Source organism: Actinophytocola sp., from assembly GCF_035634895.1.
In the GTDB taxonomy this organism is placed as follows: Bacteria; Actinomycetota; Actinomycetes; order Mycobacteriales; family Pseudonocardiaceae; genus Actinophytocola.
In genome coordinates this window covers 38,668-59,595 of record NZ_DASQCC010000202.1, presented here as the reverse complement: position 1 = coordinate 59,595, position 20,928 = coordinate 38,668, and the positions used below count along the sequence as shown (strand labels likewise).

At 70.5% G+C, this 20,928-nt stretch carries 20 protein-coding genes; 11 read left to right on the top strand and 9 right to left on the bottom strand.

Annotation, left to right across the window (positions count from 1 at the left end):
* Nucleotides 1–73 precede the first annotated feature (73 nt).
* Complete coding sequence (locus VET29_RS30530) at nucleotides 74–766, top strand: response regulator transcription factor (RefSeq protein ID WP_324926847.1); 693 nt, start codon at nucleotides 74–76, stop codon at nucleotides 764–766.
* Between the two features lie 51 nt (nucleotides 767–817).
* On the opposite strand, the gene VET29_RS30525 is transcribed toward VET29_RS30530, so the two are convergent.
* Nucleotides 818–1,462, bottom strand: a complete 645-nt coding sequence (locus VET29_RS30525; protein WP_324926845.1) for a matrixin family metalloprotease — start codon at nucleotides 1,460–1,462, stop codon at nucleotides 818–820.
* Between the two features lie 397 nt (nucleotides 1,463–1,859).
* Between VET29_RS30525 and VET29_RS30520 the strand changes: the two genes are divergently transcribed.
* The 6 genes from VET29_RS30520 (at nucleotide 1,860) to VET29_RS30495 (ending at nucleotide 9,672) form a co-directional block, all read left to right on the top strand.
* Entirely contained in the window at nucleotides 1,860–2,840 is a 981-nt protein-coding gene (locus tag VET29_RS30520) for an ABC transporter permease (protein ID WP_324926843.1), read from the top strand.
* Nucleotides 2,841–2,862: 22 nt separating this feature from the next.
* The gene (locus tag VET29_RS30515) at nucleotides 2,863–3,777 is read left to right on the top strand and encodes an ABC transporter permease (RefSeq protein ID WP_324926841.1); all 915 of its coding nucleotides are present in this window, start codon (nucleotides 2,863–2,865) and stop codon (nucleotides 3,775–3,777) included.
* Nucleotides 3,774–5,780, top strand: a complete 2,007-nt coding sequence (locus VET29_RS30510) for an ABC transporter ATP-binding protein (protein ID WP_324926839.1) — start codon at nucleotides 3,774–3,776, stop codon at nucleotides 5,778–5,780. The genes VET29_RS30515 and VET29_RS30510 overlap by 4 nt, the downstream gene beginning before the upstream one ends.
* Nucleotides 5,781–5,803: 23 nt before the next feature.
* Complete coding sequence (locus VET29_RS30505; RefSeq protein ID WP_324926838.1) at nucleotides 5,804–7,477, top strand: ABC transporter family substrate-binding protein; 1,674 nt, start codon at nucleotides 5,804–5,806, stop codon at nucleotides 7,475–7,477.
* Nucleotides 7,478–7,530: 53 nt separating this feature from the next.
* On the top strand, nucleotides 7,531–8,673 hold the full coding sequence (locus VET29_RS30500; RefSeq protein ID WP_324926836.1) for a serine hydrolase: 1,143 nt from the start codon (nucleotides 7,531–7,533) through the stop codon (nucleotides 8,671–8,673).
* Nucleotides 8,674–8,799: 126 nt separating this feature from the next.
* Nucleotides 8,800–9,672 carry a lysyl endopeptidase gene (locus VET29_RS30495; RefSeq protein WP_324926834.1) on the top strand — a complete coding sequence of 291 codons (873 nt, stop codon included), beginning with the start codon at nucleotides 8,800–8,802 and terminating at the stop codon, nucleotides 9,670–9,672.
* A gap of 57 nt (nucleotides 9,673–9,729) precedes the next feature.
* Here the strand turns inward: VET29_RS30495 and VET29_RS30490 are convergent, their stop codons facing one another.
* The 4 genes from VET29_RS30490 to VET29_RS30475 all read right to left on the bottom strand — a co-directional run bounded on the left by VET29_RS30490 (nucleotide 9,730) and on the right by VET29_RS30475 (nucleotide 14,325).
* On the bottom strand, nucleotides 9,730–11,109 hold the full coding sequence (locus VET29_RS30490) for a cellulose binding domain-containing protein (RefSeq protein WP_324926832.1): 1,380 nt from the start codon (nucleotides 11,107–11,109) through the stop codon (nucleotides 9,730–9,732).
* A gap of 57 nt (nucleotides 11,110–11,166) precedes the next feature.
* Nucleotides 11,167–11,988 carry a carbohydrate ABC transporter permease gene (locus VET29_RS30485; protein ID WP_324926830.1) on the bottom strand — a complete coding sequence of 274 codons (822 nt, stop codon included), beginning with the start codon at nucleotides 11,986–11,988 and terminating at the stop codon, nucleotides 11,167–11,169.
* A complete protein-coding gene (locus tag VET29_RS30480; protein WP_324926827.1) occupies nucleotides 11,985–12,920 on the bottom strand; it encodes a sugar ABC transporter permease in 936 nt (311 codons plus the stop codon). Before VET29_RS30480 ends, VET29_RS30485 begins: the two co-directional genes overlap by 4 nt.
* A gap of 148 nt (nucleotides 12,921–13,068) precedes the next feature.
* Nucleotides 13,069–14,325 (bottom strand): extracellular solute-binding protein, encoded by a 1,257-nt coding sequence (locus VET29_RS30475; RefSeq protein WP_324926825.1) that lies wholly within the window; start codon nucleotides 14,323–14,325, stop codon nucleotides 13,069–13,071.
* 180 nt (nucleotides 14,326–14,505) lie between these two features.
* Between VET29_RS30475 and VET29_RS30470 the strand changes: the two genes are divergently transcribed.
* Nucleotides 14,506–15,327, top strand: a complete 822-nt coding sequence (locus VET29_RS30470; protein ID WP_324926822.1) for a GntR family transcriptional regulator — start codon at nucleotides 14,506–14,508, stop codon at nucleotides 15,325–15,327.
* 213 nt (nucleotides 15,328–15,540) lie between these two features.
* Nucleotides 15,541–16,314 carry an HpcH/HpaI aldolase family protein gene (locus VET29_RS30465; RefSeq protein ID WP_324926820.1) on the top strand — a complete coding sequence of 258 codons (774 nt, stop codon included), beginning with the start codon at nucleotides 15,541–15,543 and terminating at the stop codon, nucleotides 16,312–16,314.
* A 142-nt stretch (nucleotides 16,315–16,456) separates the two neighbouring features.
* Here VET29_RS30465 and VET29_RS30460 read toward each other — a convergent pair whose 3' ends face one another.
* From VET29_RS30460 to VET29_RS30450, 3 genes are read right to left on the bottom strand one after another with little or no spacing between them, the layout of a single operon-like run.
* A complete protein-coding gene (locus tag VET29_RS30460) occupies nucleotides 16,457–17,236 on the bottom strand; it encodes a GAF and ANTAR domain-containing protein (RefSeq protein ID WP_324926817.1) in 780 nt (259 codons plus the stop codon).
* 21 nt (nucleotides 17,237–17,257) lie between these two features.
* Nucleotides 17,258–18,010, bottom strand: a complete 753-nt coding sequence (locus tag VET29_RS30455) for an SDR family oxidoreductase (RefSeq protein WP_324926814.1) — start codon at nucleotides 18,008–18,010, stop codon at nucleotides 17,258–17,260.
* A 40-nt stretch (nucleotides 18,011–18,050) separates the two neighbouring features.
* Nucleotides 18,051–18,461: a hypothetical protein gene (locus VET29_RS30450; RefSeq protein ID WP_324926812.1), complete on the bottom strand. Its 411-nt coding sequence runs from the start codon at nucleotides 18,459–18,461 to the stop codon at nucleotides 18,051–18,053.
* Between the two features lie 82 nt (nucleotides 18,462–18,543).
* Here VET29_RS30450 and VET29_RS30445 point away from each other — a divergent pair, with 82 nt between their 5' ends.
* Nucleotides 18,544–19,701: a glycosyltransferase gene (locus VET29_RS30445; RefSeq protein ID WP_324926810.1), complete on the top strand. Its 1,158-nt coding sequence runs from the start codon at nucleotides 18,544–18,546 to the stop codon at nucleotides 19,699–19,701.
* 11 nt (nucleotides 19,702–19,712) lie between these two features.
* On the opposite strand, the gene VET29_RS30440 is transcribed toward VET29_RS30445, so the two are convergent.
* Entirely contained in the window at nucleotides 19,713–20,111 is a 399-nt protein-coding gene (locus VET29_RS30440; protein ID WP_324926808.1) for a DUF5709 domain-containing protein, read from the bottom strand.
* A gap of 261 nt (nucleotides 20,112–20,372) precedes the next feature.
* On the opposite strand from VET29_RS30440, the gene VET29_RS30435 reads away from it, so the two are divergent.
* Entirely contained in the window at nucleotides 20,373–20,912 is a 540-nt protein-coding gene (locus VET29_RS30435; protein WP_324926805.1) for an AMIN-like domain-containing (lipo)protein, read from the top strand.
* Nucleotides 20,913–20,928 lie beyond the last annotated feature (16 nt).

Genomic DNA, 20,928 nt, shown 5'->3' with positions numbered 1-20,928 from the left:
GACCGGGTGAATTCCGCGAGCCGTGCTGACCGCTCCCCGGCCGGCCCGTACGGTTCGAGCCGGGAGGACCGTCATGACGAAGATCCTCGCCGTCGAGGACGAGCCCGACATCGCGGCGTTGCTCCAGCGGGTGTTCGAGCGTGCCGGCTACGAGTTCGTGCGTCGCGCCGACGGGCCGGCCGGGCTGCGCGCGCTCCACGAGGAGCGCCCCGACCTCGTGCTCCTGGACGTCGGGCTGCCGGGCATGGACGGCTGGGCCGTCCTGGAACGCATCCGCGACCTCGCCGACCTGCCGGTGCTGATGCTCACCGGGCACGGCATGGAGAGCGACAAGGTGCGTGGCCTGCGCGGCGGCGCCGACGACTACGTGACCAAGCCCTTCGCCCCGAACGAGCTGCTGGCCCGCGCCGAGGCGTTGCTGCGCCGCGCCGCCCACATTCCCACCGCCCGCGACGACCGGTATGTCGACGGGCTGGTGACCATCGACCGTCGCAGCCGGCTGGTGACCCTGCCGGAGCCCGGCGGCGAGCGGGAGGTCGACCTGACGAACACCGAGTTCCGCCTGCTGAACACGTTCGTACAGCATGTGGGTGCGGTGCTCACGCCGGCGCAGCTGCTGGCCCATGCCTGGGACGACCCGACCGGGCTGGGGCCGGAGCGGGTCAAGTTCGCGGTGCTGCGCCTGCGCCGCAAGCTCGGCTGGGACCACGACGAGTCGCCCATAGAGGCGGTCCGCGGTGCCGGATACCGGTACCGCGGACCATGATCTCACTGGATCGATCGCACTGGGCCTTCGTGTGAGATCCGTGCCCTGACCTCAGAGCTGGTAGAGCTTCTGCAGCCCGGCCAGGTCACCCATGGAGAGGGTCACCTCGGAGGAGTCGCAGGCCAGCGTGCGGGGGCTCATCGTGGCGACGGCGTGCGCGGCCTGGTCGACGTGCGCGAGGCCGGCGGTGTGGCCGCGCTCATGGACGACGACGGCGAGAAGGTCCCACATGTTCGCGCAGCCGGCGGGCTTCGTCGTGTAGAAGGGGTGCAGCTTGTTGTCGAGCAGCGTGTCCGAGGCCGCGACCGAGCCGTTGCTCCGGTAGTACGTGCAGGTGTAGGCCAGCGTCGTCGGGGGGAGGTTGCCCCAGCTGGTGACGCTCACGCCGTCGTTACCCGTGCAGGCGCCGGCGCTGGAGACCTGGGCGAGCTTGACCGAGGTGCCCTGGTAGGCCTGGGTCATCGCGAGCTTCGGTGCGATGCCGCAGCGGTTCTGGCCGGTGAACACGGTGTTCGTGCCCTTCTGCAGGGTTGCCAGCGCGGTCGGCGCGACCTTCGCCGGGGCACCCGCCGGGTTGTAGAACCACTTGAACGTCGCGGTGTGCCGCCATCCTTCCAAGGCGTACACGTTGTCGGTGCAGGCAGCCGCTGGTGCGGTGCTCGCGGCGCTCGTTCCCGCCACGATCGCCTCTGCCACGACCCGGAGGCCGTTGTCCCTCGGTGCCGGAGTGTCGGTCACCGAGGCGCTGGGCACCAGCGCAGCCGAGGCGATGAGAAGTGAGCCAACCGCGAAACCAAACATGTGCTGAGCCCTTCCGTCTTGTGTGTGTAGCTCCACGGTCACAAGCGGAGGTTGTCCGGCAGGTCGCCTTCGGGTGCGGAACGGGTGCGGCGTCCGGTCCAGCGGGCGGAAAGCCGAAAACGCGTATCTGCGCCGTTTGCCTGTTTCCCAATTTCCGGCCCGGTTATTGGGAATGCCGCGTGGTCGAGCCGGGCTGGTCGGGTCGCCTAATCTCATCCCGTGAGAGCGCGTGCGCGAACAGTTGCCGGCCGACGAGAATCCGCGTGGCACTGACGAAGGGGGACATCGGCGCGTGGTCGGATACCTGGCTCGGCGGCTGGCCGGCTACGTGGTGTTGTGCCTGGTCGCCACGTTCCTGGCGTTCACCCTCGCCGCGGCCACCTTCAACCCGATCGGCCTGCTGCGCCAGCGCCAGCCACCGCCGCCGGAGGCCACCATCCAGGCCAAGTTCCACGAGCTGCGGCTGGACCAGCCGATCCCGCGGCGGTTCCTGACCTGGCTGACCGGCGTGCTGCACGGCGACTTCGGCAACACCTGGCAGGGCCAGCCGATCACCGACGAGCTGTGGCGCCGGGCCGGGGTGAGCCTGCGGCTGTTCCTGCTCGGCACCGCCGTCGGCATCCTGATCGGGGTGCTGCTGGGCGTGTGGTCGGCGGTCCGCCAGTACAGGCCGAGCGACCACGTGATCACGATCGCGTCGTTCGTGATCCTGTCCACACCGGTGTTCGTGCTCGGCACGCTGCTCAAGTACGGCGCGCTGGAGGTCAACGATCTGGTCGGCAGCGACTATCTCAAGTACACCAACGAGTCGACGCCCGGCTTCGAGGGGAGCTGGCTCGCGTCACTGGGCGACCGGCTGCGGTACCTGATCGTGCCGACCATCACGATCGCGCTCTTCCAGATCGGGTTCTACAGCCGCTACCAGCGCAGCGCGATGCTCGACGTGCTGGGCAGCGACTTCCTCCGCACGGCGAGGGCGAAAGGGCTGACCCGGCGGCGCGCGCTGTTCAAGCACGGGCTGCGCACCGCGTTGATCCCCATGGCCACCCTGTTCGGCTTCGGCTTCGGGCTGCTGATCACCGGCGGCGTGTTCACCGAGCGGATCTTCTCCTGGCACGGCATGGGGGAGTGGCTGGTGCAGGGCATCTCCAGCCAGGACACCAACATCGTCGCGACGGTGACCCTGTTCATCGCGGTCATGGTGCTGGTGTCCGGATGGCTCTCGGACGTCCTCTACGCACTGCTCGACCCCCGGATCAGGGTGCGGTCATGACGAGGTTCGGGGAGGCTCCGGCATGACGCTCATGCGGGATGACGAGGTCTCGGCGAGCGCCACGCCGGTCGAGGCACCGGTAGAGGTCATCAGCCGAGGGCGGTTGGTACTGCGCCGGTTCCGGCGCCGGCGGCTGGCGTTGGCCGGGCTGGTCGTGATCGTTCTGCTGTACCTGCTGGCGTTCGTCGCGCCGGTGTTCACGCCGTGGCGCTACGACGACCTGGACTACGCGGCGTTCCTGTCCGCCCCGTCGCCGTCGCACTGGTTCGGCACCACCAAGATCGGCGAGGACGTGTTCGCGCAGGTCATGCGTGGTCTGCAGAAGTCGCTGACGATCGGGTTGCTCGTCGGGGTGATCTCGACGTCGGTGTCCGCGGTGGTCGGCGCGACCGCCGGGTACCTCGGCGGGTTCGCCAACCGGGTGCTGATGTGGGTGACCGACCTGCTGCTGGTGCTGCCGGCGTTCCTGATCATCGCGATCGCGTCGCCGTGGTTCAAGGGCGCGAACTGGCTGGTGTTCGTGGCGCTGCTGGCGGCGTTCAACTGGATGATCACCGCACGGATCGTGCGCGGCATGACGTTGTCGTTGCGGGAGCGGGAGTTCGTGCTCGCCGCGAAGTTCATGGGACAGCCGGCCTGGCGGATCATCGCCACGCACATCCTGCCGAACATGGCGTCGCTGCTGATCGTGGACGCCACCATCAACGTCGGCGTCGCCGTGCTGACCGAGACGAGCCTGAGCTTCTTCGGGTTCGGCGTGCAGCCGCCGGACGTCTCGCTCGGCACCCTGATCGCCGCCGGCACCGGCTCCGCCACGACCTACCCGTGGCTCTTCCTCGCCCCGGCGGGGTTTCTCGTGGCGTTCGTGCTGGCGGTCAACCTGGTCGGCGACGGCCTGCGGGACGCCATCGACCCGTCGTCGGGAGGCGGGCGATGACCGGGCCGGTGCTCGAGGTCGACGGCCTGGCGGTGTCCTTTCCCGGCGAGACCGGCCGGGTGCAGGCGGTGCGTGGACTGTCCTACGCGGTCGGCCCTGGCGAGGTCCTCGGCATCGTGGGGGAGTCGGGGTCGGGCAAGTCGGTGTCCTCGCTGGCGGTGATGGGCCTGTTGCCGCCGAACGCGGCCGTGTCCGGCTCGATCCGGTTCCGGGGCAGGGAGCTGCTCGGCCTGTCGGACAAGCAGCTGTCGGCCATCCGCGGTCGCCGGGTGGCGATGGTGTTCCAGGACCCGCTCTCCGCGCTGACGCCCGTGTTCACGGTCGGCGACCAGGTGGCCGAGGCGCTGCTGACCCACGACCGCGACCTGTCCGGCCGGGACGCGCGGCGGCGGGCGGTGGAGCTGCTGGACCTGGTGGGGATTCCGGACGCGGCGAACCGGTCGCGGGCCTACCCGCACGAGTTCTCCGGCGGGATGCGCCAGCGGGTGGTGATCGCCATGGCCATCGCCTGCGACCCGGACCTGATCATCGCCGACGAACCGACCACCGCGCTGGACGTCACCGTGCAGGCCCAGGTGCTCGACGTGCTGAGGACCGCCCGCGACGTCACCGGCGCCGCCGTCGTGCTGATCACCCACGACCTCGGCGTGGTCGCCGGGTTCGCCGACCGGGTCATGGTCATGTACGCGGGCCGGGCCGTGGAGACCGGGCCGACCGACGCCGTCTATGCCCACCCGCGCATGCCGTACACGCTCGGCCTGCTGCGGGCCGTGCCCCGGCTGGACGCGGCCACCCAGCTCGTCCCGATCGAGGGGCACCCACCGTCGCTCGTGGGCCTGCCGCCCGGCTGCCCGTTCGCGCCACGCTGCCCGATGGTCATCGACGCCTGCCGGACGACCGAGCCCGAGCTGTCCGTCGTGGACGGCGAGCAGTACGCGGCCTGCCTGCGCGGCAAGGAGATCATCGCCGACGACTCGGCGACCGAGCTTCGTGTCACCACGGCGGGCGGACGCGACCGGATCGTGCTGTCCGTCCACGGCCTGACGAAGACGTTCCCCATCACCAAGGGCAGCGTGTTCAGGCGCCGGGTCGGCGCGGTGCACGCGGTCGACGGGATCAGCTTCGACATCGCCGAGGGGGAGACGCTCGGCCTGGTCGGCGAGTCCGGCTGCGGGAAGACCACCACGCTCATGGAGATCCTCGGCATGGCCAAGCCGCGGGCCGGTCATGTCGAGATCCTCGGCCGGGTCACCCACGAGCTGGACAAGGCCGCCCGCAAGGCGTTGCGGGCGGACGTCCAGGTCGTGTTCCAGGACCCCGTCGCGTCGCTCGACCCGCGCCTGCCGGTCGCGGACATCATCGCCGAGCCGTTGCGGGTCCACGGCCACGACCGGACCGCCGCGCGCGCCCGCGTCGCCGAGCTGCTCGACCTGGTGGGGCTGGGACAGGAGCACGCGCACCGTTTCCCCGGCGAGTTCTCCGGCGGCCAGCGGCAACGCATCGGCATCGCCAGGGCCCTTGCCCTGCGACCGAAGCTCCTCGTCCTCGACGAGCCGGTGTCCGCGCTGGACGTCTCCATCCAGGCCGGGGTGATCAACCTCCTCGACGAGCTGAAGGCCAAGCTCGGCGTGGCGTACCTGGTCGTCTCGCACGACCTGTCGGTCATCCGGCACCTCGCCGACCGGGTTGCGGTCATGTACCTCGGCCGCATCGTCGAGATCGGCGCCGCGGACGAGGTCTTCGCCGGGCCGTCGCACCCGTACACCCAGGCGCTGCTGTCCGCGGTCCCGATCCCCGACCCGCCGGTCGAACGCCGCCGGGAACGCATCGTGCTCACCGGTGACCTGCCGGACCCGGCACACCCGCCGGCCGGCTGTCCGTTCCACACCCGGTGTTTCCGCCGTCTGACCCTGTCCGAGGAGGACCGGAGCCGCTGTGTCGGTACGGCTCCCACCCTGGCCAGCCATGGCGTGGACCACGACGTTGCCTGCCATTTCGCCTGACTCCCACGAAAGGACCGAGCACGATGCGACGTTCCGCCCTGGCGTTGGCCCTGCTCACCGCGTTGGCCGTGGCCGGCTGCGGCAGCGGCGGCGACGCGGAGAAACCACCGCCCAAGGCCGCGCTGAACCAGATCGACATCAACGCCGTCGACCCGGACACGCTGCGGGACGGCGGCGACCTGAACTGGCCGGTCCAGGACTTCCCCAACCAGTTCAACGAGTTACAGGGCGACGCGACCAGTGGCGACATCCCGCCGGTCACCCGGTCCTTCATGCCGACGCCGTCGTGGGAGAAGCCGGACGCCACGTTCGAGCCCAACCCGGACTACGTCGAGTCGTTCGAGCTCGTCTCGGACAACCCGGAGAAGGTCGAGTACAAGCTCAACAAGAAGGCGCACTGGAGCGACGGAAAGCCGATCACCTGGGAGGACTACAAGTCCCAGTGGCAGGCGGTGAACGGCAGGAACCCGGCGTTCGTCCCGCTCTCGACCGCCGGCTACGCCAACATCTCCGACATCTCGAAGGGCGCGGACGAGTACGAGTTCACCGTCACGTTCGACCCGACCTACGCGGACTGGGGCGCCGTCTTCCAGGTCCTCTACCCGAAGTCGGCGACCTCGAATCCCGACGAGTTCAACAAGGGCTGGATCGCCGCGCCGAAGGTCACCGGTGGACCCTTCATGATCGACAAGATCGACGCCACCGCGAAGACCGTGATCGTCAAGCGTGACCCCGACTGGTGGGGCTACCAGCCGCGGCTGGACCGGATCATCTTCCGCAACCTGTCGACCACCGGCGGCACCGCGTCGATCGACGCGCTCGCCAACGGCGGCCTCGACTTCTCCGGCATCGCCGGCAACCTCGACGCGTACAAGCGTGCCAAGCAGATCCCGCACGTCGTGTTCCGCCGTGCCACGCTGCCCAACCTGCGCTGGATAGTGCTCAACGGCGCGGGCTCGGGTCCGTTGGCGGACAAGGAGGTCCGCAAGGCGGTGATCCGCGGCATCGACGTCGCGTCGATCACGAAGGCCGAGGTGGGCCAGCTCATCCCGGACGCCAAGCCGCTCGGCAACCACATCTTCGTCGAGGGTTTCCCCGGCTACCAGGACAACTCGAAGGGCTACGGCTTCGACCCGGAGGCGGCCAAGAAGCGACTGGACGAGCTCGGCTGGAAGCAGGAGGGCCAGTACCGCAAGAAGGAGGGCCGCACGCTGACCATCCGGGACGTCGTTCCCGCCGAGAACCCGGCCAGCGACGACGAGGCGGTGCTCGTCCAGCACCAGCTCGCGGCGATCGGTGTGGAGGTCAAGGTCGAACAAGTCGACCCGGACGGCTACTTCGACGAGCAGATCACCCCGGGCGACTTCGAGCTGGCGCACTGGGCGCAGATGGACGCCGCGTCGCTGATCACGGTCCTGCCGTCGTTCGACCTGACGCCGGACAACGTCGAGCAGAACTTCGGCCACATCGGCAACGCCAAGATCAACAAGCTGCTGAAGGACGCCGCGAAGGAGCTCGACCGCGACCGGCGGAACGCGATCCTGAACGACATCGACGAGGAGCTGTGGGACCTCGGCTACGCCCGCCCGCTCTACCGCCGCCCGTCCATCGTCGCGGTGAAGGACGACCTCGCCAACTTCGGCAACTCCGGCCTGGCCGCCGTCGACTACGCGAAGATCGGCTGGACCAAGAAGTAGCTCGTGGGCGGTGGCCGCGGTGGCGGCCACCGCCTGCCCATAGGATCCGGCGAATGACCCGCCGCGGTGTACGAGTTCTGTTGCTGTTGGGCCTGATCGCGTCCTGTGCCGCGCCGAAGCCGTCCCCCGCGCCCGCCGGGCACGACGCGGCGTTCGACTGCGCGGCGATCCAGGGTCCGCTGTCGAGGGACAGGTTCTACGAGGACAACCCGACCTACACCGACCCGGTCGACGACAGCGCGTCGTGGACGCTCTCGACCCCGCAGGCGCGGGGAATGGACCCGGGCCGGCTCGAACGAGCGTCCGCGGCCCTCGCCGACCTGCCCTACTCGTGGAGCTTCCTCGTGATCCGCCACGACGCGCTGGTGTTCGAGCGGTACTACCACGGCAGCGCGAGGAACCAGAGCAACAACGTGCATTCGGCGTCCAAGAGCATCTGGGGAGCCGCGATCGGCATCGCGGTCGACGAGGGTCTGATCCCCGGCGTCGACGCGACGGTCGCCTCGACCCTGCCGCCGCGCTACGGCGCGGTGATGGGCCCCGAGACCAAGACGGTCCGGGTCCGCGACCTGCTCACGATGACCTCGGGCAGCCAGTGGGACGAGGACGCGACCGAGACCGAGATCGAGCGGACGCCCGACTGGGTCGCGGCGACCCTGCGGCTCCCGAGAGCCGCGGCACCCGGCACGCGGTTCAACTACAGCACCGGCGACTCCCACCTTGGCTCCGCCGTGCTCACCGCGGCCACGGAGACGACGGCCTGCGAGTTCGTCCACGAGCATCTGCTCGCGCCGCTGGGAGTCGTCGCCGAGCACTGGGGGCGCGACCCGCAGGGCTACTTCTCGGGCGGCTACAACTTCTACGTGACACCACGCGAACTCGCGAAGTTCGGGTTGCTCTATCTTCACGGCGGCCGCTGGCACGGCAAGCAGCTCGTGCCGGCGGACTGGGTGGAAACCTCGATGACAGAACAGGTCGACGCCGGCGCACCCTACGGCTACGGATACGACTTCTGGCTGCGCGACCTCGCGGGCCACCAGGTCGCGATGGCCTGGGGGTACGGCGGTCAGATGGTCTACATCGTCCGGGATCTGGACCTCGTCGTCGTGATGACGACCAACACCCGCGACTTCGCCCCGGATTCGTTCGACGGCTCGACGATCGTCGAGAACGACGTGCTTGCCGCGGCCCGCTGAGCGAATGTCGTAACCGGCAACTGTCAGCAACCGGATGGATGGCGTAAATCACTTATGCTGCAAGGGAAACACGCCACTCAACGGGAAGGACGGTCGGGGATGAGGCGGGCGTTGTGGCATACCCTGTTGGCGGTCGTACTGGCCGCCGCGGGTGTTTTCTCCAGTCAGTCGGTGGCGGCCGCGGCCGCCGGACGGTCCGCCATCTTCGGTGGCGGACCCTTCTACCAGGACGGCCAGGCCGTGATCGACACCCTGCGCGCGTCGGGGTTCACGACGGTGATCCTGTGGAGTATTCACGTTCACACCAACGGAGATCTCTACTACAACGACACGCTGATCGTGTCGGGTGGCCAGTACGTCGGCGACTCCGGTTGGCCGGCCCGGCTGCGGCGGCTCAAGCAGGCACCGACCTCGGTCAACCGCATCGAGGTGTCGGTCGGTGCGTGGGGAACCGGCGACTGGGAGGCGATCGACAGCCTCATCACCCGTGACGGGACCGGGTCGGGCACCATCCTGTACCGCAACTTCCTGGCGCTCCGGAACGCCACCGGCGCCGACGCGGTCAACAACGACGACGAGTCGCACTACGAGGTCGACTCGACCGTCAAGTTCGCCCGGATGGCCAATGCCATGGGGTACCGGCAGTTCACGCTCGCCCCGTACACGGCCGTCTCGTACTGGCAGGGTGTCACGAACAGCCTCGGCACGCTCGTCGACCGGGTGTACCTCCAGGGATATGACGGCGGCGCGGGCAACAACCCGGCGTCGTGGGCACAGTCGCTTGGCCGGCCGATCGACCCGGGGCTGTGGAGTAAGCACGGTTCCGGCTGCGGTGCGGGCGACTCGCCCGCGCAGGTGGAGTCGAAGATGCGGTCGTGGCACGGCTCGGCGGGCATTCCCGGCGGCTTCATGTGGCTCTACGACGACATCAAGGCCTGCTCGTCCGCCGGCACCGCCGCGGACTACGCACGAGCGATCAACAACGCCACCAGCAGCTGAGTCCACTGTGGCCCGCCTGGACCGCTCCTTCGGAAACGGTCCAGGCGGGCCGGGTTTTCAGCTCACCGTGTCGACATGGTCGACGCCGCCGGTGCGGTAGTTGTTGACCCGGGTGCTGACCTGTGCCGGGCTCACCACCTCGTTCTCCGCGAAGTACACCCAGTCGACCTGTTCCTGGTAGGCGCGGTCTCCCGGCGAGCCGACCAGCCCGCCGGAGATGAACCACAGGTTGAAGTTGATCGACATCGGGGTCTCGGGGTAGTACCGGTCACCGTGGTCGGCGAACAGGTTGCCGTCCACGTAGTACTTCACGCGGCCGGACGCCACCTGGATCACCAGGTCGTGCCAGCCGTTGTAGCTCGTGCGCCGCTCGGTGTGGATGTTGTCGGCGACCCACGGCTCGTCCTGGTAGGTCTCCCAGGTGGTGGTGTACAGGATGTTCGACGTCTCGCCCCACCCGCCGTTGGGCAGGTACTCGAAGTCCATCTCCCCGTAGTTCGGGTCCATCGGCGCGTTGAGCGGCGTGATCGTGAAGAACGTCTGCACCACGTTGTCGCCGTCGACACCCCGCACCGGCGAGTCGGAGAAGTACACCCGTGCGCCGTAGGTGCCCTCGAAGAACTTGCGCTGGTGGAACAGTTCCGTCTGCCGGGCACTCGACCCGTTGTTGGACGACTCGAGCCGCATGACCTTCTGCCCGTTGACCGTGGGGAACGTGACGAGCGACGGGTCCCACACCGCGCCGGGCACGCCGGGGCCGCCGCCGCCCGAGCGGACGGTCCAACCGCGCTGGGCGATCCGCGCGTCGCTCGACGACGTGTACGCGAAGTCGTCGAACAGCACCTCGCCGGTCGGGACCGGCGGCTCGCCCGGTTCGCCGGGCGGGTCCTGGTCGTCACCACCGGGGCCGGTGCCCCAGATCGTCGTGCCGTTTCGCTGGACGGTCACCTTGTTCCACGCCGCGTAGGTCGTGCGGTTGGTGAACGAGTAGTCGTCGGACTGGGTGATCGGGCCCCAGTTGGTGCGGTAGAAGCGCAGCTGCAGGTCGCCGGTGTTCGCGCCCGGCGCGAGCGAGCCGGCGCCCGAGGTGAAGCCGACCTCCAGGTAGCGGTCGGCGGTCGACGTCGGGGTGGACAGCGTCCGGAACGTGCCGGTGACGTTGGCGCAGCCCAGCACCGCCCACGAGCAGGCGAACCGGTAGCCGACGTCCGGGGTGTCGCCGCGGAAGTAGTACCGCAACGTGACCTCGGCGAGCGGGACGGTGGTCGTGCCGGTGTTGGCGACGGTGAACCACGGCTCCACCTGGTCGGTGGTGGCGCCCGTGGCGCTGGTGCGGTAGTTGGCGGTGAGCGCGTCGGTGGCGGCGGACGCCGGCGCCGCCACGATCGCGGCTGTCGCGACCGCCACGACGACGGTGGCGAGGAACCTACGGGACATTTCTTCTCCTGTACGTGCAGGGTGCGTACCGGGTGGGGGTGCGATCTCCTTCCTTTGTCAGGCCTTGACCGCGCCGCCGGTGATCCCGGCGGTCACCTTTCGTTGGAGCACCAGGAAGATCGCCAGCACGGGCAGCATGAACAGGGTCGACGCGGCCATCGTCGCGCCCCAGTCGGTGCCGAACGTGTTGCTGAACGAGGACAGCCAGACGGGCAGGGTGCGGTCGTCCTGGTCCTTGATGATCAGCAGGTTGGCGAAGGCGAACTCGTTCCACGCGGTGATGAACCCGAACAGCGACGTGGTCAGCAGGCCGGGCGCGAGCAGCGGGAGCACCACCCGCCGGAACGCCGCCGGCCGGTCGCACCCGTCCACCTGGGCCGCCTCCTCCAGTTCGACGGGCACCGCCGCCAGGAAGTTCCGCAGCGTGACGATCGTGAAGGGCAGGGTGATCATGAAGTAGACGAGCGTCAGCATGGACAGCGTGTCGAGCATCCCGGTGTCCCGTGCGATGACGTACATCGGGATCAGCAACGCCTCCCACGGCGTCATCTGCGCGATGAACACCATGAGGATGAAGCCGCGGCGCCCCTTCCACCGCAGCCGTGCCACCGCGTACGCCGCGAGCAGCGCGACCACCAGTGACAGTAGGACCGCGACGCAGGCCACCAGCAGGCTGTTGCGCCAGAAGTACCAGAAGCCCTGCGCGTGCACGGCGGCATTGAAATGGTCGAGGGTCAGCGCGGACGGCCAGAACGTCGGTGTCTCCGCCTGGATCTCCCGCGCCGGCTTGACCGCGGTCAGCACCATCCAGTACACGGGGAACACCGACACGACGAACACGAGCAGTGCCAACACGTTGCGGGCGACGCGGCCGGTCATGCGGCTGCCTCCTCGCGGAACATGTGCCGGAAGTAGAACAGCAGCGCGAACACCAGGAGCAGGACCATGAGCACGGACACCACCGCGCCGACGTCGTAGCGGTGCAGCGACTGCGCGACCTGGTACGCGTACACCGGCAGCGTGGTCGTCGCCCGGCCGGGACCGCCCCCGCTGATGACCCAGATCTGTACGAACGCCTTGCCGACCCAGATCACCTCGAGACAGGTGACGAGCCCGAACATGGGGCGCAGCACGGGAAACGTGATCGAGCGGAACGAACGGAGGCCGCCGGCGCCGTCGATGCGGGCCGCCTCGTACAGCTCGTGGGGGACCGTGGTCATCGCCGCGTACAGGGTGAGCGCGGCGAACGGCACCGACTGCCAGACGATCAGCGCCACGAGGATCGCGAAGGTCTGCGGACCGTCGGCGAACCAGGCGTGGCCGCGGAAGCTCGCGAAGCCCAGCCGCACGAGCACCCAGTTCACCACCCCGAGCTGGGAGGAGAACATCCACTGGAACACCGTGGTCGCGGCGATCATCGGCGTGGCCCACGTGAGCACCAGCCCGCCGAGCACGACCAGCCGCATCACCCGGCCCAGCCGCATGACGAGCAGTGCGACCACGGTGGACAGCACCATGATGAGCCCGACGTTGACCGCCGTGAACAGCAGCGTCCGGCGGGTGACCGACCAGAACTCCGGGTCGGACAGCACGGCGCCGTAGTTGGCGAACCCGGCGAAGCCGGCACCGCCGCGGATCAGCTGGGCCAGCCCGAAGTGCTGGAACGAGATGATCACGTTGCGCAGCAACGGGTACACGAGCAGGTAGGCGGTCGCCAGCAGGGTCGGCGCGATCAGCAGGTACGGCCAGAACGTCCGGCGTCGGCGAGCACCACCCTGTGCGGCGGCCGCGCGGCCGCTTGACCGCCGCACAGGGGGCGCCACTAGTCCGCCTCCCCGGATTTCTGAGTGTTGGTTGCGTCCCGACGAAGGTGCGGGTGGCGAGGTGGATTGTGGCTGGGTGCCGTCACGTTCCCCTGAGGTAACTGTTGGTCGAGCTGGGGACTTCACAGAACAGGCCCTAGTTCGCGGTGTTCAGTGCCGCGGTGATCACCGCGTCCGCGTCGGCGGCCGCGGTCTTCGGGTCGGTGCCGGTGAGCACCTTGGTCAGGAACTCCTTGATCGGGTTGCGTGCCTCGACCGCCGTCCAGTTGGGGGAGTTGGGGGTGGCGTGGCCGTTCGCCGCGCCGGCGGCCATCGCGGCGGCACCCGGGTCGTCGCCGACGGCGTCGGCGAGCGAGGTCCGGTTCGGCACGTAGTTCATGGCGGTGGCCAGCTCGGCCTGCCACTTCTCGCCGGCCAGCGCCTTGACCACCTCGTACGCGCCCTCCTGGCGGGGCGAGGCCACCGGCACGATCAGGTCGGACCCGCCGGTGAACACCGCGCCCGGCTTGCCCGACCGCTTGCCCGGGATGGGGAAGAAGCCGAGCTTGCCCTCCAGGGCCGGGTTGGCGGTGGTGATGAGCTTCGCCGCGCCGGGGACCGCGATGAGCTGCGCGACGTTGCCGTTGGCGAACACGTCGGTCTGCTGCGGCTTGGCCTCGTCGGAGTCCTTCGGCCCGTTGCCGAGCGCCTGGAGCTGGCGGTAGAAGTCCGCGCCGGCCAGAGCCTCCGGCGTGTCGAGCGCGCCCTTCCATTTGCCGCCGTCGCGGACGGCGAGGTCGCCGCCCTCGTCCCAGACGAAGCCCGCGAGCACGTACCAGTTCTGGCCGGGCAGGTAGATGCCCTGCGTGCCGCCCTGGTTGAGCCGCGCGGTCGCGGCGAGCCATTCGTCCCGAGTGGACGGTGGCTCGACTCCCTTGGCGCCGAAGAGGTCCGTGCGGTAGATGACGACCCGGTTGGCCGCGTAGAAGGGGATGCCGTACTGGTGGTCGTCCACCGCGCCCGGCTCGGCGAGGCCGGGCAGCCAGTCCCTGCCCTTCAGCTCCCCGACCTTGTCGGACAGGTCGGTGACGCCGCCGCTCGCCGCGTACTGCGCCACCTGCGTGTTGCCGACCTCGAGCACGTCCGGCGGGTCGGTGCTGGCGAGCGCGCCGGTGACCTTCTCGGTGATGCCGTCCCACTCCTGGATCTGGATGGTCAGGTCGTACTCCGAGTGGTCCTTCTCGAACGCCGCCTCGAAGTCCTTGACGAACTCGTCGGTCGCGGTGTCCTTCATCAACCACACGGTCAGGTGCTGCGGCCCGCCGTCGCCGGCGGCGTCGTCGGAGCCGCACGCGGCGAGGGTGGGGAGGGTCAGCGCCAGGCCGAGCAGGCCGGCGGCAAGGCGGTGCGGCACGGGTCACCTCACGGGTGCTCGAGTATCTGACCAATTGGTAAGGTCCAGTGGTCTGAACCAAAATGGCATAGACCAATACTCAAGTCAACCTGCAGGTGGAGCCCAAAATCTAACACAGCCGTCACGGCGGAGTGGTTAGTTAGGCGAGCTGTTCTCTGGTCCAGTTGTCATACTGGCGGCATGGCCGGAGCCATTCTCAAGCGTGAGCGCGTGCGGGACTACCTGCTCGAGATGATCGAGACGCATCCGCCGGGCGCACCGCTGCCCGCCGAGCGGGTGCTCTGCCAGCGCCTGGAGGTGTCGCGGCCGACGCTGCGTTCGGCGGTGGACGAGCTGGTGAACAACGGGATGCTGGTGCGCCAGCACGGGCGCGGCACGTTCGTCGCGCCGGCCAAGATCACCCAGGAGCTGGTGTCGGGGGACCGTTCGATGGTGCTGCCGCAGGCGGCCGGGACGTGGACGAGCAAGGTGCTGGAGTTCGCGACGATCGCGGCGGGGGCCAGGGTGGGCCGGCGCCTGCGCTTGTCGCCCGCGGCGGAGATCTTCTACGTGGCGCGGCAGCGGTTCGTGGACGGCGCGCCCATGGCCATCGAGTACCTGCACGTCCCGGTGGCCGTGGCGCCCCGGCTGTCCGTCGAGGACCTGGAGTCCGGCGATCTCTACGCCCGCCTGCACGAGCACGGCGTGCGGGTGCACGACGCGATCCAGTCGGTGGAGCCGACGGTCACCAACGACGCCGAGTCGTCGTTGCTCGGCGTGCCGGTCCTGTCGCCCGCGCTGCTGTTCGAGCGGCTGACCAACGACGACACCGGCCGCCCCATCGAGTACGTGCACTCGCTCTACCGCGGCGACCGCTACCGCATCGTGTCGCGGCTCGCCCTCGGCCCGACGGCGACGACCTCGGGGTCCGCCGCCGCGGACGCCCACCATCCGGGCATCCCCCCGGGCGACCTCACCGCCGGGGGCCCGGTCCGCTCGGCGACGGTGGGCGACATCCAGTGAGCCCCGTTCCGGGATTGTCGCCGGCCTGACCGCCGGGCCGCTGCGGGCCGGGCGTGACGAGGACGTCACCACCGGCAGGCCGCCGCGGCTCGCGCTCGGGCCACCCGCGAGAGACCATGGAGGCGGTGGCGGCCTGGACCGCCGCCCGCCGACGTGGTCGCCGCCGGTGCCGGCACCGGCGCCGCGGGTGCCACCGCTAGGAGGTCGTTTTCCTTGCCAGACTCCCGTTTCCGTGAGTTCGCCGACCGTCTCCGCGCCCGCGGGCGTGCCCTGGGCTACTGGGTGGCGCTGGACAGCCCGGTGTCGACGGAGCGCATCGCCCGGCTCGGCTACGACTACGTCACCCTCGACGCACAGCACGGCCTGCTCGGCTACTCGGGCCTGCTGGCCGGCCTGATGGCGATCGACGCCGCGGGCGGCGGCACGGTCGGGCTGGTGCGGGTGGCGGCGAAGGACCCGACCCACATCGGCAAGGCCCTCGATGCCGGCGCGGGCGGCGTGATCGTGCCGCTGGTGGACAGCGCGGCGGACGCGGCGGCGGCCGTGACCGCCGCGCGCTACCCGCCGGCGGGCCGCCGCAGCTACGGCCCGACGCGCTCTGGCCTGCGCGTGGGCCCGGTCCCGGCCGACACCGACGCGACGGTGGTGGTCCTGGCCATGATCGAGACCCCGGGCGGCCTGGCGAACATCGAGGAGATCTGTGCCACGCCCGGCCTGGACGGCGTGTACGTCGGCCCGTCGGACCTACGCCTGGCCGTGGGCGGCGCCCACCCGGGCGACCCGGCGGTGGCGGAGGTCTTCGAGGCGGCGGTGAAGACCATCCGCGAGACCGCCGCGACGGCGGGCATCGCGGCGGGGTTCCACACCCCGGACGGCGACCAGCCGGCGCGGAGGCTCGCGGAGGGGTACACGTTCGCCACGGTCTCGTCGGACCTGGCCCACCTGGAGCTGGCGGCGCGTGCCCACCTCGAGGCCGCCCGCCGTTAGCGCCGTGACCGAGGCGGCCCGTCCGTGCGCTGGTCGCCGGTGAACGACGGTGGTTGCCTGGCTGGGCGGCGACGAGGTGACCGACGGACGGGTCCCGCATCCGGCCGGCGTTCCCGGGGCCGTACCAGGCGATGATCGGCGCTCAGTGGTGTCCGTCGTCGTCCAGCGACAGTCCCTGGGTCACCACCGCCTCGGCGATGTCGTGCAGGGGACGGTCCTGCACGTAGGCGTGCGCCCGCAGGAGGACGAGCGCGTCGTCACGGGAGATCGCGTGCCGGACGGCGAGCAGCTCGGTCGCCGCGGCGACCATCGTGCGGCGGCCACGGACGGCGTCCGGGTCCGGTGCCTCGTCGTCGAGCTCGATGAGCTTGGCGATGAAGCCGGCCATGACGGCGGTGTGCCGGAGCTCCGTCGTGGACAGCGGACCGGTGGTCCGGCGGTACAGGGTCAGCACGCCGATCGGGTTGCTGCGGGCGTCCGGCAGCGGCACCGCGAACATCGCGCGGACGGTGTTCGCCGCCGCCCGGGTGGTGAAGACGGGCCACCGGCTCGCCTTGGGCAGCAGGTCCGGCGCGAACACGGCGAGGCCGGACTGCAGGACGTCCGGGACGGGGCCTTCGCCGAGCGTGTGCTGGTAGTCCTCCAGCCGCTCGGCCCACGTGTCGGTGGCCACCGTGTGCTCCAACCCGCGGCACGAGACCGACACGGCCACGGCGTCGGCCCGCACGTGGTGCAGCACCATCTCGCACGCGGTGCTGACGCGGTCCCAGACCGTCTCGTCCTCGGGCCCGACGGGCCGCAGCCGCCGCCAGAGGTCGTGTCGCCGTCGCTCGCCCATGATCATCTCCCGCTCGCCGTACTCCCGTGCGAGAAGGCGTTCGGAGCCGAGACGGTGGTGGATTGGTGCGGGTTCGAGTTTCACCCGAAAAATCTGCCCGGGACGTCAGCGCAGGTAGGAGGCACCGTTGAGGTCGAGAACGGCGCCGGTGGACCAGCGGGCGGCCGGTGAGGCGAGGTACACGACGGCCGCCGCGACCTCCTCCGGGGTGGCGACCCGGCCGTACGGGCTCTGCGCGCGGACCGCGGCCCCGCCGTCGCCGGCGAGTCGCGCGGCGACCCGGTCGGTCTCGATGAAGCCGGGCGCCACCGAGGTCACCGAGATGCCGTGCGGGGCGAGGGAGACGGCGAGCGACTGCCCGAGCGCGTGCAGGCCGGCCTTGCTCGCGCCGTACGCGGGCGCGTCCGGCTCGCCGCGGTAGGCGCCGCGGGAGCCGACGTTCACGATGGCGCCCCCGGCGCCCCGGTCGATGAGCCGGCGGGCGACGCAGTAGCTCAGGTTGGCCGCGCCGAGGAGGTTGACGTCGAGCGTCTCGCGCCAGGCCCGCTGCCAGGCCTCGTAGTCGGCGTCGGCCACCGCGTAGCCGGCCGTGACGACCGCGGCGTTGTTCACCAGCACGTCCACACCGCCCAGCGCCGTGTCCGCCGCCGCGGCCAGGTCGGCGACCTGCCGTGGGTCGGAGAGATCGCCCGACACCAGCGCGTGGCCGTCGCCGGCCAGCCCCGCGAGGGTCTGCTCGGCCTCGGTGCGCCGTGCCGAGTAGTGCACCGCCACCCGGTCGCCCTCCCGCGCGAACGCGGTCGCGACCGCCCGCCCGACCCCGCCGGACGCCCCGGTGACGAGGACTCCTCGGCTCACGTGCGCCTCCCGACGTCGATGGTGAGGGCTCGCGGGACCCTCAGTAGTCGTCGCGGCCGGTGAAGCGGCGTTCCAGCTGTTCGGCCGCGGAGGCGACGAGGTCCAGCGGGTCGGTGAACTCGTTGATGTCGAGGTTGATCAGCGGTAGCGAGTGGCGCAGCACGACGTAGTCACCCATCAGCACGACCCCGCCGACGACGATCGTCTCGCCGACCTCGGTGAGGACCTCGCCAAGGTCGACCTCCGCGAGCCGCGCGAACGGCGTGGCGATCTGCACCCAGTCCTCCTTCTGGTCGAGGATCTCGTGTGCCACCACCATGATCTGCCGCCGTCCGAGGGTGTCGTCCTCGTCCTGCTGGAACGACACGCGGATGCGGACCTCGTCCGGTTTGTACTGGATCACGTCATAGCTCTGCCTGATGTAGGTGACCAGATCGCCCCAGTCCGCCAATCGAGTCTCCGTTCGTCGCGCCGCCGGTCTCGCCGGAGTCTAGTCCGGAAAACCCCTGCGTGTCGCAGGTACGCTTGCGCGGGTGAAGATCCTCTTCTCGTCCCGTCCGGCGTACGGCCACCTCCTTCCCCTGCTGCCGCTGGCGAACGCGGCCCGCGCCGCCGGCCACGAGGTCGTCCTCGGCACGGGGGAGACCTTCGTCGGCCGGGCGCGTCAGCTGGGGTTCGACGCGCACCGGGTGGGCATCGCGGTCGGCGAGGCCGAGGCCGAGGCGAGGCGGCGCCACGGTGCGAACGCCGAGTTCATCGACGTCGGCGTCACCATGTTCTGCGAGCTCATTCCGAACGCGACGGTCGCCGACCTGACCCCGCTGCTGCCGCGGCTGCGGCCCGACCTCGTCGTCTACGAGCAGAGCGACGTCGGCGCCGGGATAGCGGCCCGGCACGCGGGCATCCCCGCCGTCTCGCACGTGATCGGCCGGTCGATGCCCGCGCCGATCCTCGCCGTGGCGGCGCGGCGGCTGGCGCCGCTGTGGGGCACGCCGCCGGCGGACGCGTTCTTCGGCGACGCCTGCGTCGACCTGTGGCCCGACAGCCTCCGCGACCCGGGCACCGCGGCCGTCCCGACGCTGTTCCGGGCGCGGCCGACGCCGTTCGACCTCGATGTCCCGCTGCCGCCGGTCCCGGACAGCGGCCGCCCACTGGTCTACCTCACGCTGGGCACGGTGGCTCACGGCGCGACGACGGTGCTCCGTGCCGCCGTCGACGGGCTGGCCCGGCTGCCGGTGGACGTCCTGGTCGCGCTCGGACCGGGCGATCCCGCGGCACTGGGCGAGTTGCCGGCGCACGTCCTGGCCGCCGGGTTCGTGCCGCAGGCGGCGGTGCTGCGGCGTGCGGCGCTGGTGGTGCACCACGGTGGCACGGGCACCGTGCTCGGCGCGCTCGCCGCCGGCCTGCCGCAGGTGGTGCTGCCGCTGGGCGCCGACCAGTTCGTGAACGCGGAGACCCTGGACGCGTTGGGCGCGGGGAGATCCCTCGTGGGCGACGCGATCACCGCCGACGCGGTCGAGGAGGCGGCACGCGTGCTGCTGTCCGACCCCACCGCCCGCGACACGGCCCGCGGGGTCGCGGCGGAGATCGCCGCCATGCCGGCGCCGGACCACGTGCTCACCGACATCGTCGGCTGGGTGGACCGGCCGCCGCGGCACGGCCGGCAACGCCGGGACGCGACCCACACCTGACGGTCCGGGGCCTACTCCTGGTCGTCGGGGATCGCGTGTACCGCGGCCTCCTCGGCGGACGCCGCCGAACCGTCGATGCCGACGTCGCGGGCGAACAGGTTCGCGTCGGTGTCGCTGCCGGAGCCCTCGTCCGTCGCGACGAGCCGGCCGGCCCGTGTCTCGCCGACCTCGCCGTCGTAGGGCTCGCCGTCGGTGTCGGACGCGTCGCCGACGCCGTCGCCCTCACGCTCACCCTCGGCGTCCGGCACCTCGCGGGCCAGCCTGCCGTCGAGCGACTCGTGCCCGTCGTAGAAGTCGGATGGCTTCTCCGGGGGTGAGTAGCCCTCGTCCAGGACGTCCTCGACGCCGCGGTCCACGAGGGTGTCCTCGGGTTCCAGCAGGTCGGACTCGCTGTCGATGTCGTCGCGCATGTGCTCCTCCTCGAGACCGAGACATTACGCCTCGTCACGTCGGCGGACACACCGGAAGGGCGACCGTCGGTAGTGGACCCGGGTGCCGCGGCGCACGACCGGGTGATCGGAGCAGGCAGGCGGGTGAGTCACGCGCCTGAACCGGCGGCGGGCGTCACGTCCGGCCGACGCCGGACGATCTCCCCTGTACCAGGCAACGTCGGATTCAGTCAAGCGTCTTGTGGCGTAGGGAACCAAAACTCTCGAATGTGGGGTCCAATCATGTTACGCAGAGCGATATCCGTGGTGGCCGCGCTGACCGCCGTCACCTTCTTCGCCGCGCCGGCGAGCGCGGCGCCCGCCGCGCCGTACTGCGGCATCACCTGGGGATCGGCCGAGAAGGCCGTCACGCCGACCTCCGGCACGGCGCTGGTCGGCATCCGCGCCGGGCGTCACGACTGCTACGACCGGCTGGTGTTCGACCTGCGGGTGCCGGCGCCGCCGACCGGCTTCCTGGTGTCCTATGTGGACCAGGTGATCGAGGACCCGAGCGGGGCCGTGGTCCCGGTGCGGGGCGGCGCGCGGCTCCAGGTCACGGTCGACGCGTTCGCGTACGACCTGAGCACCGGCCAGCAGACCTACTTCTACGCGAACCGTGCCGAGCTGGTGGACGTGACCGGCTACCAGACCTTCCGGCAGGTCGCGTGGGCCGGCTCGTTCGAGAACACGACGAGCGTCGGCCTCGGCGTGCGTGCCCGGCTGCCGTTCCGCGTCTTCGCGCTCGCTGACCGCGTGGTCGTGGACGTCGCGCACTTCTGGTGATCTCGCCGCCGCCACG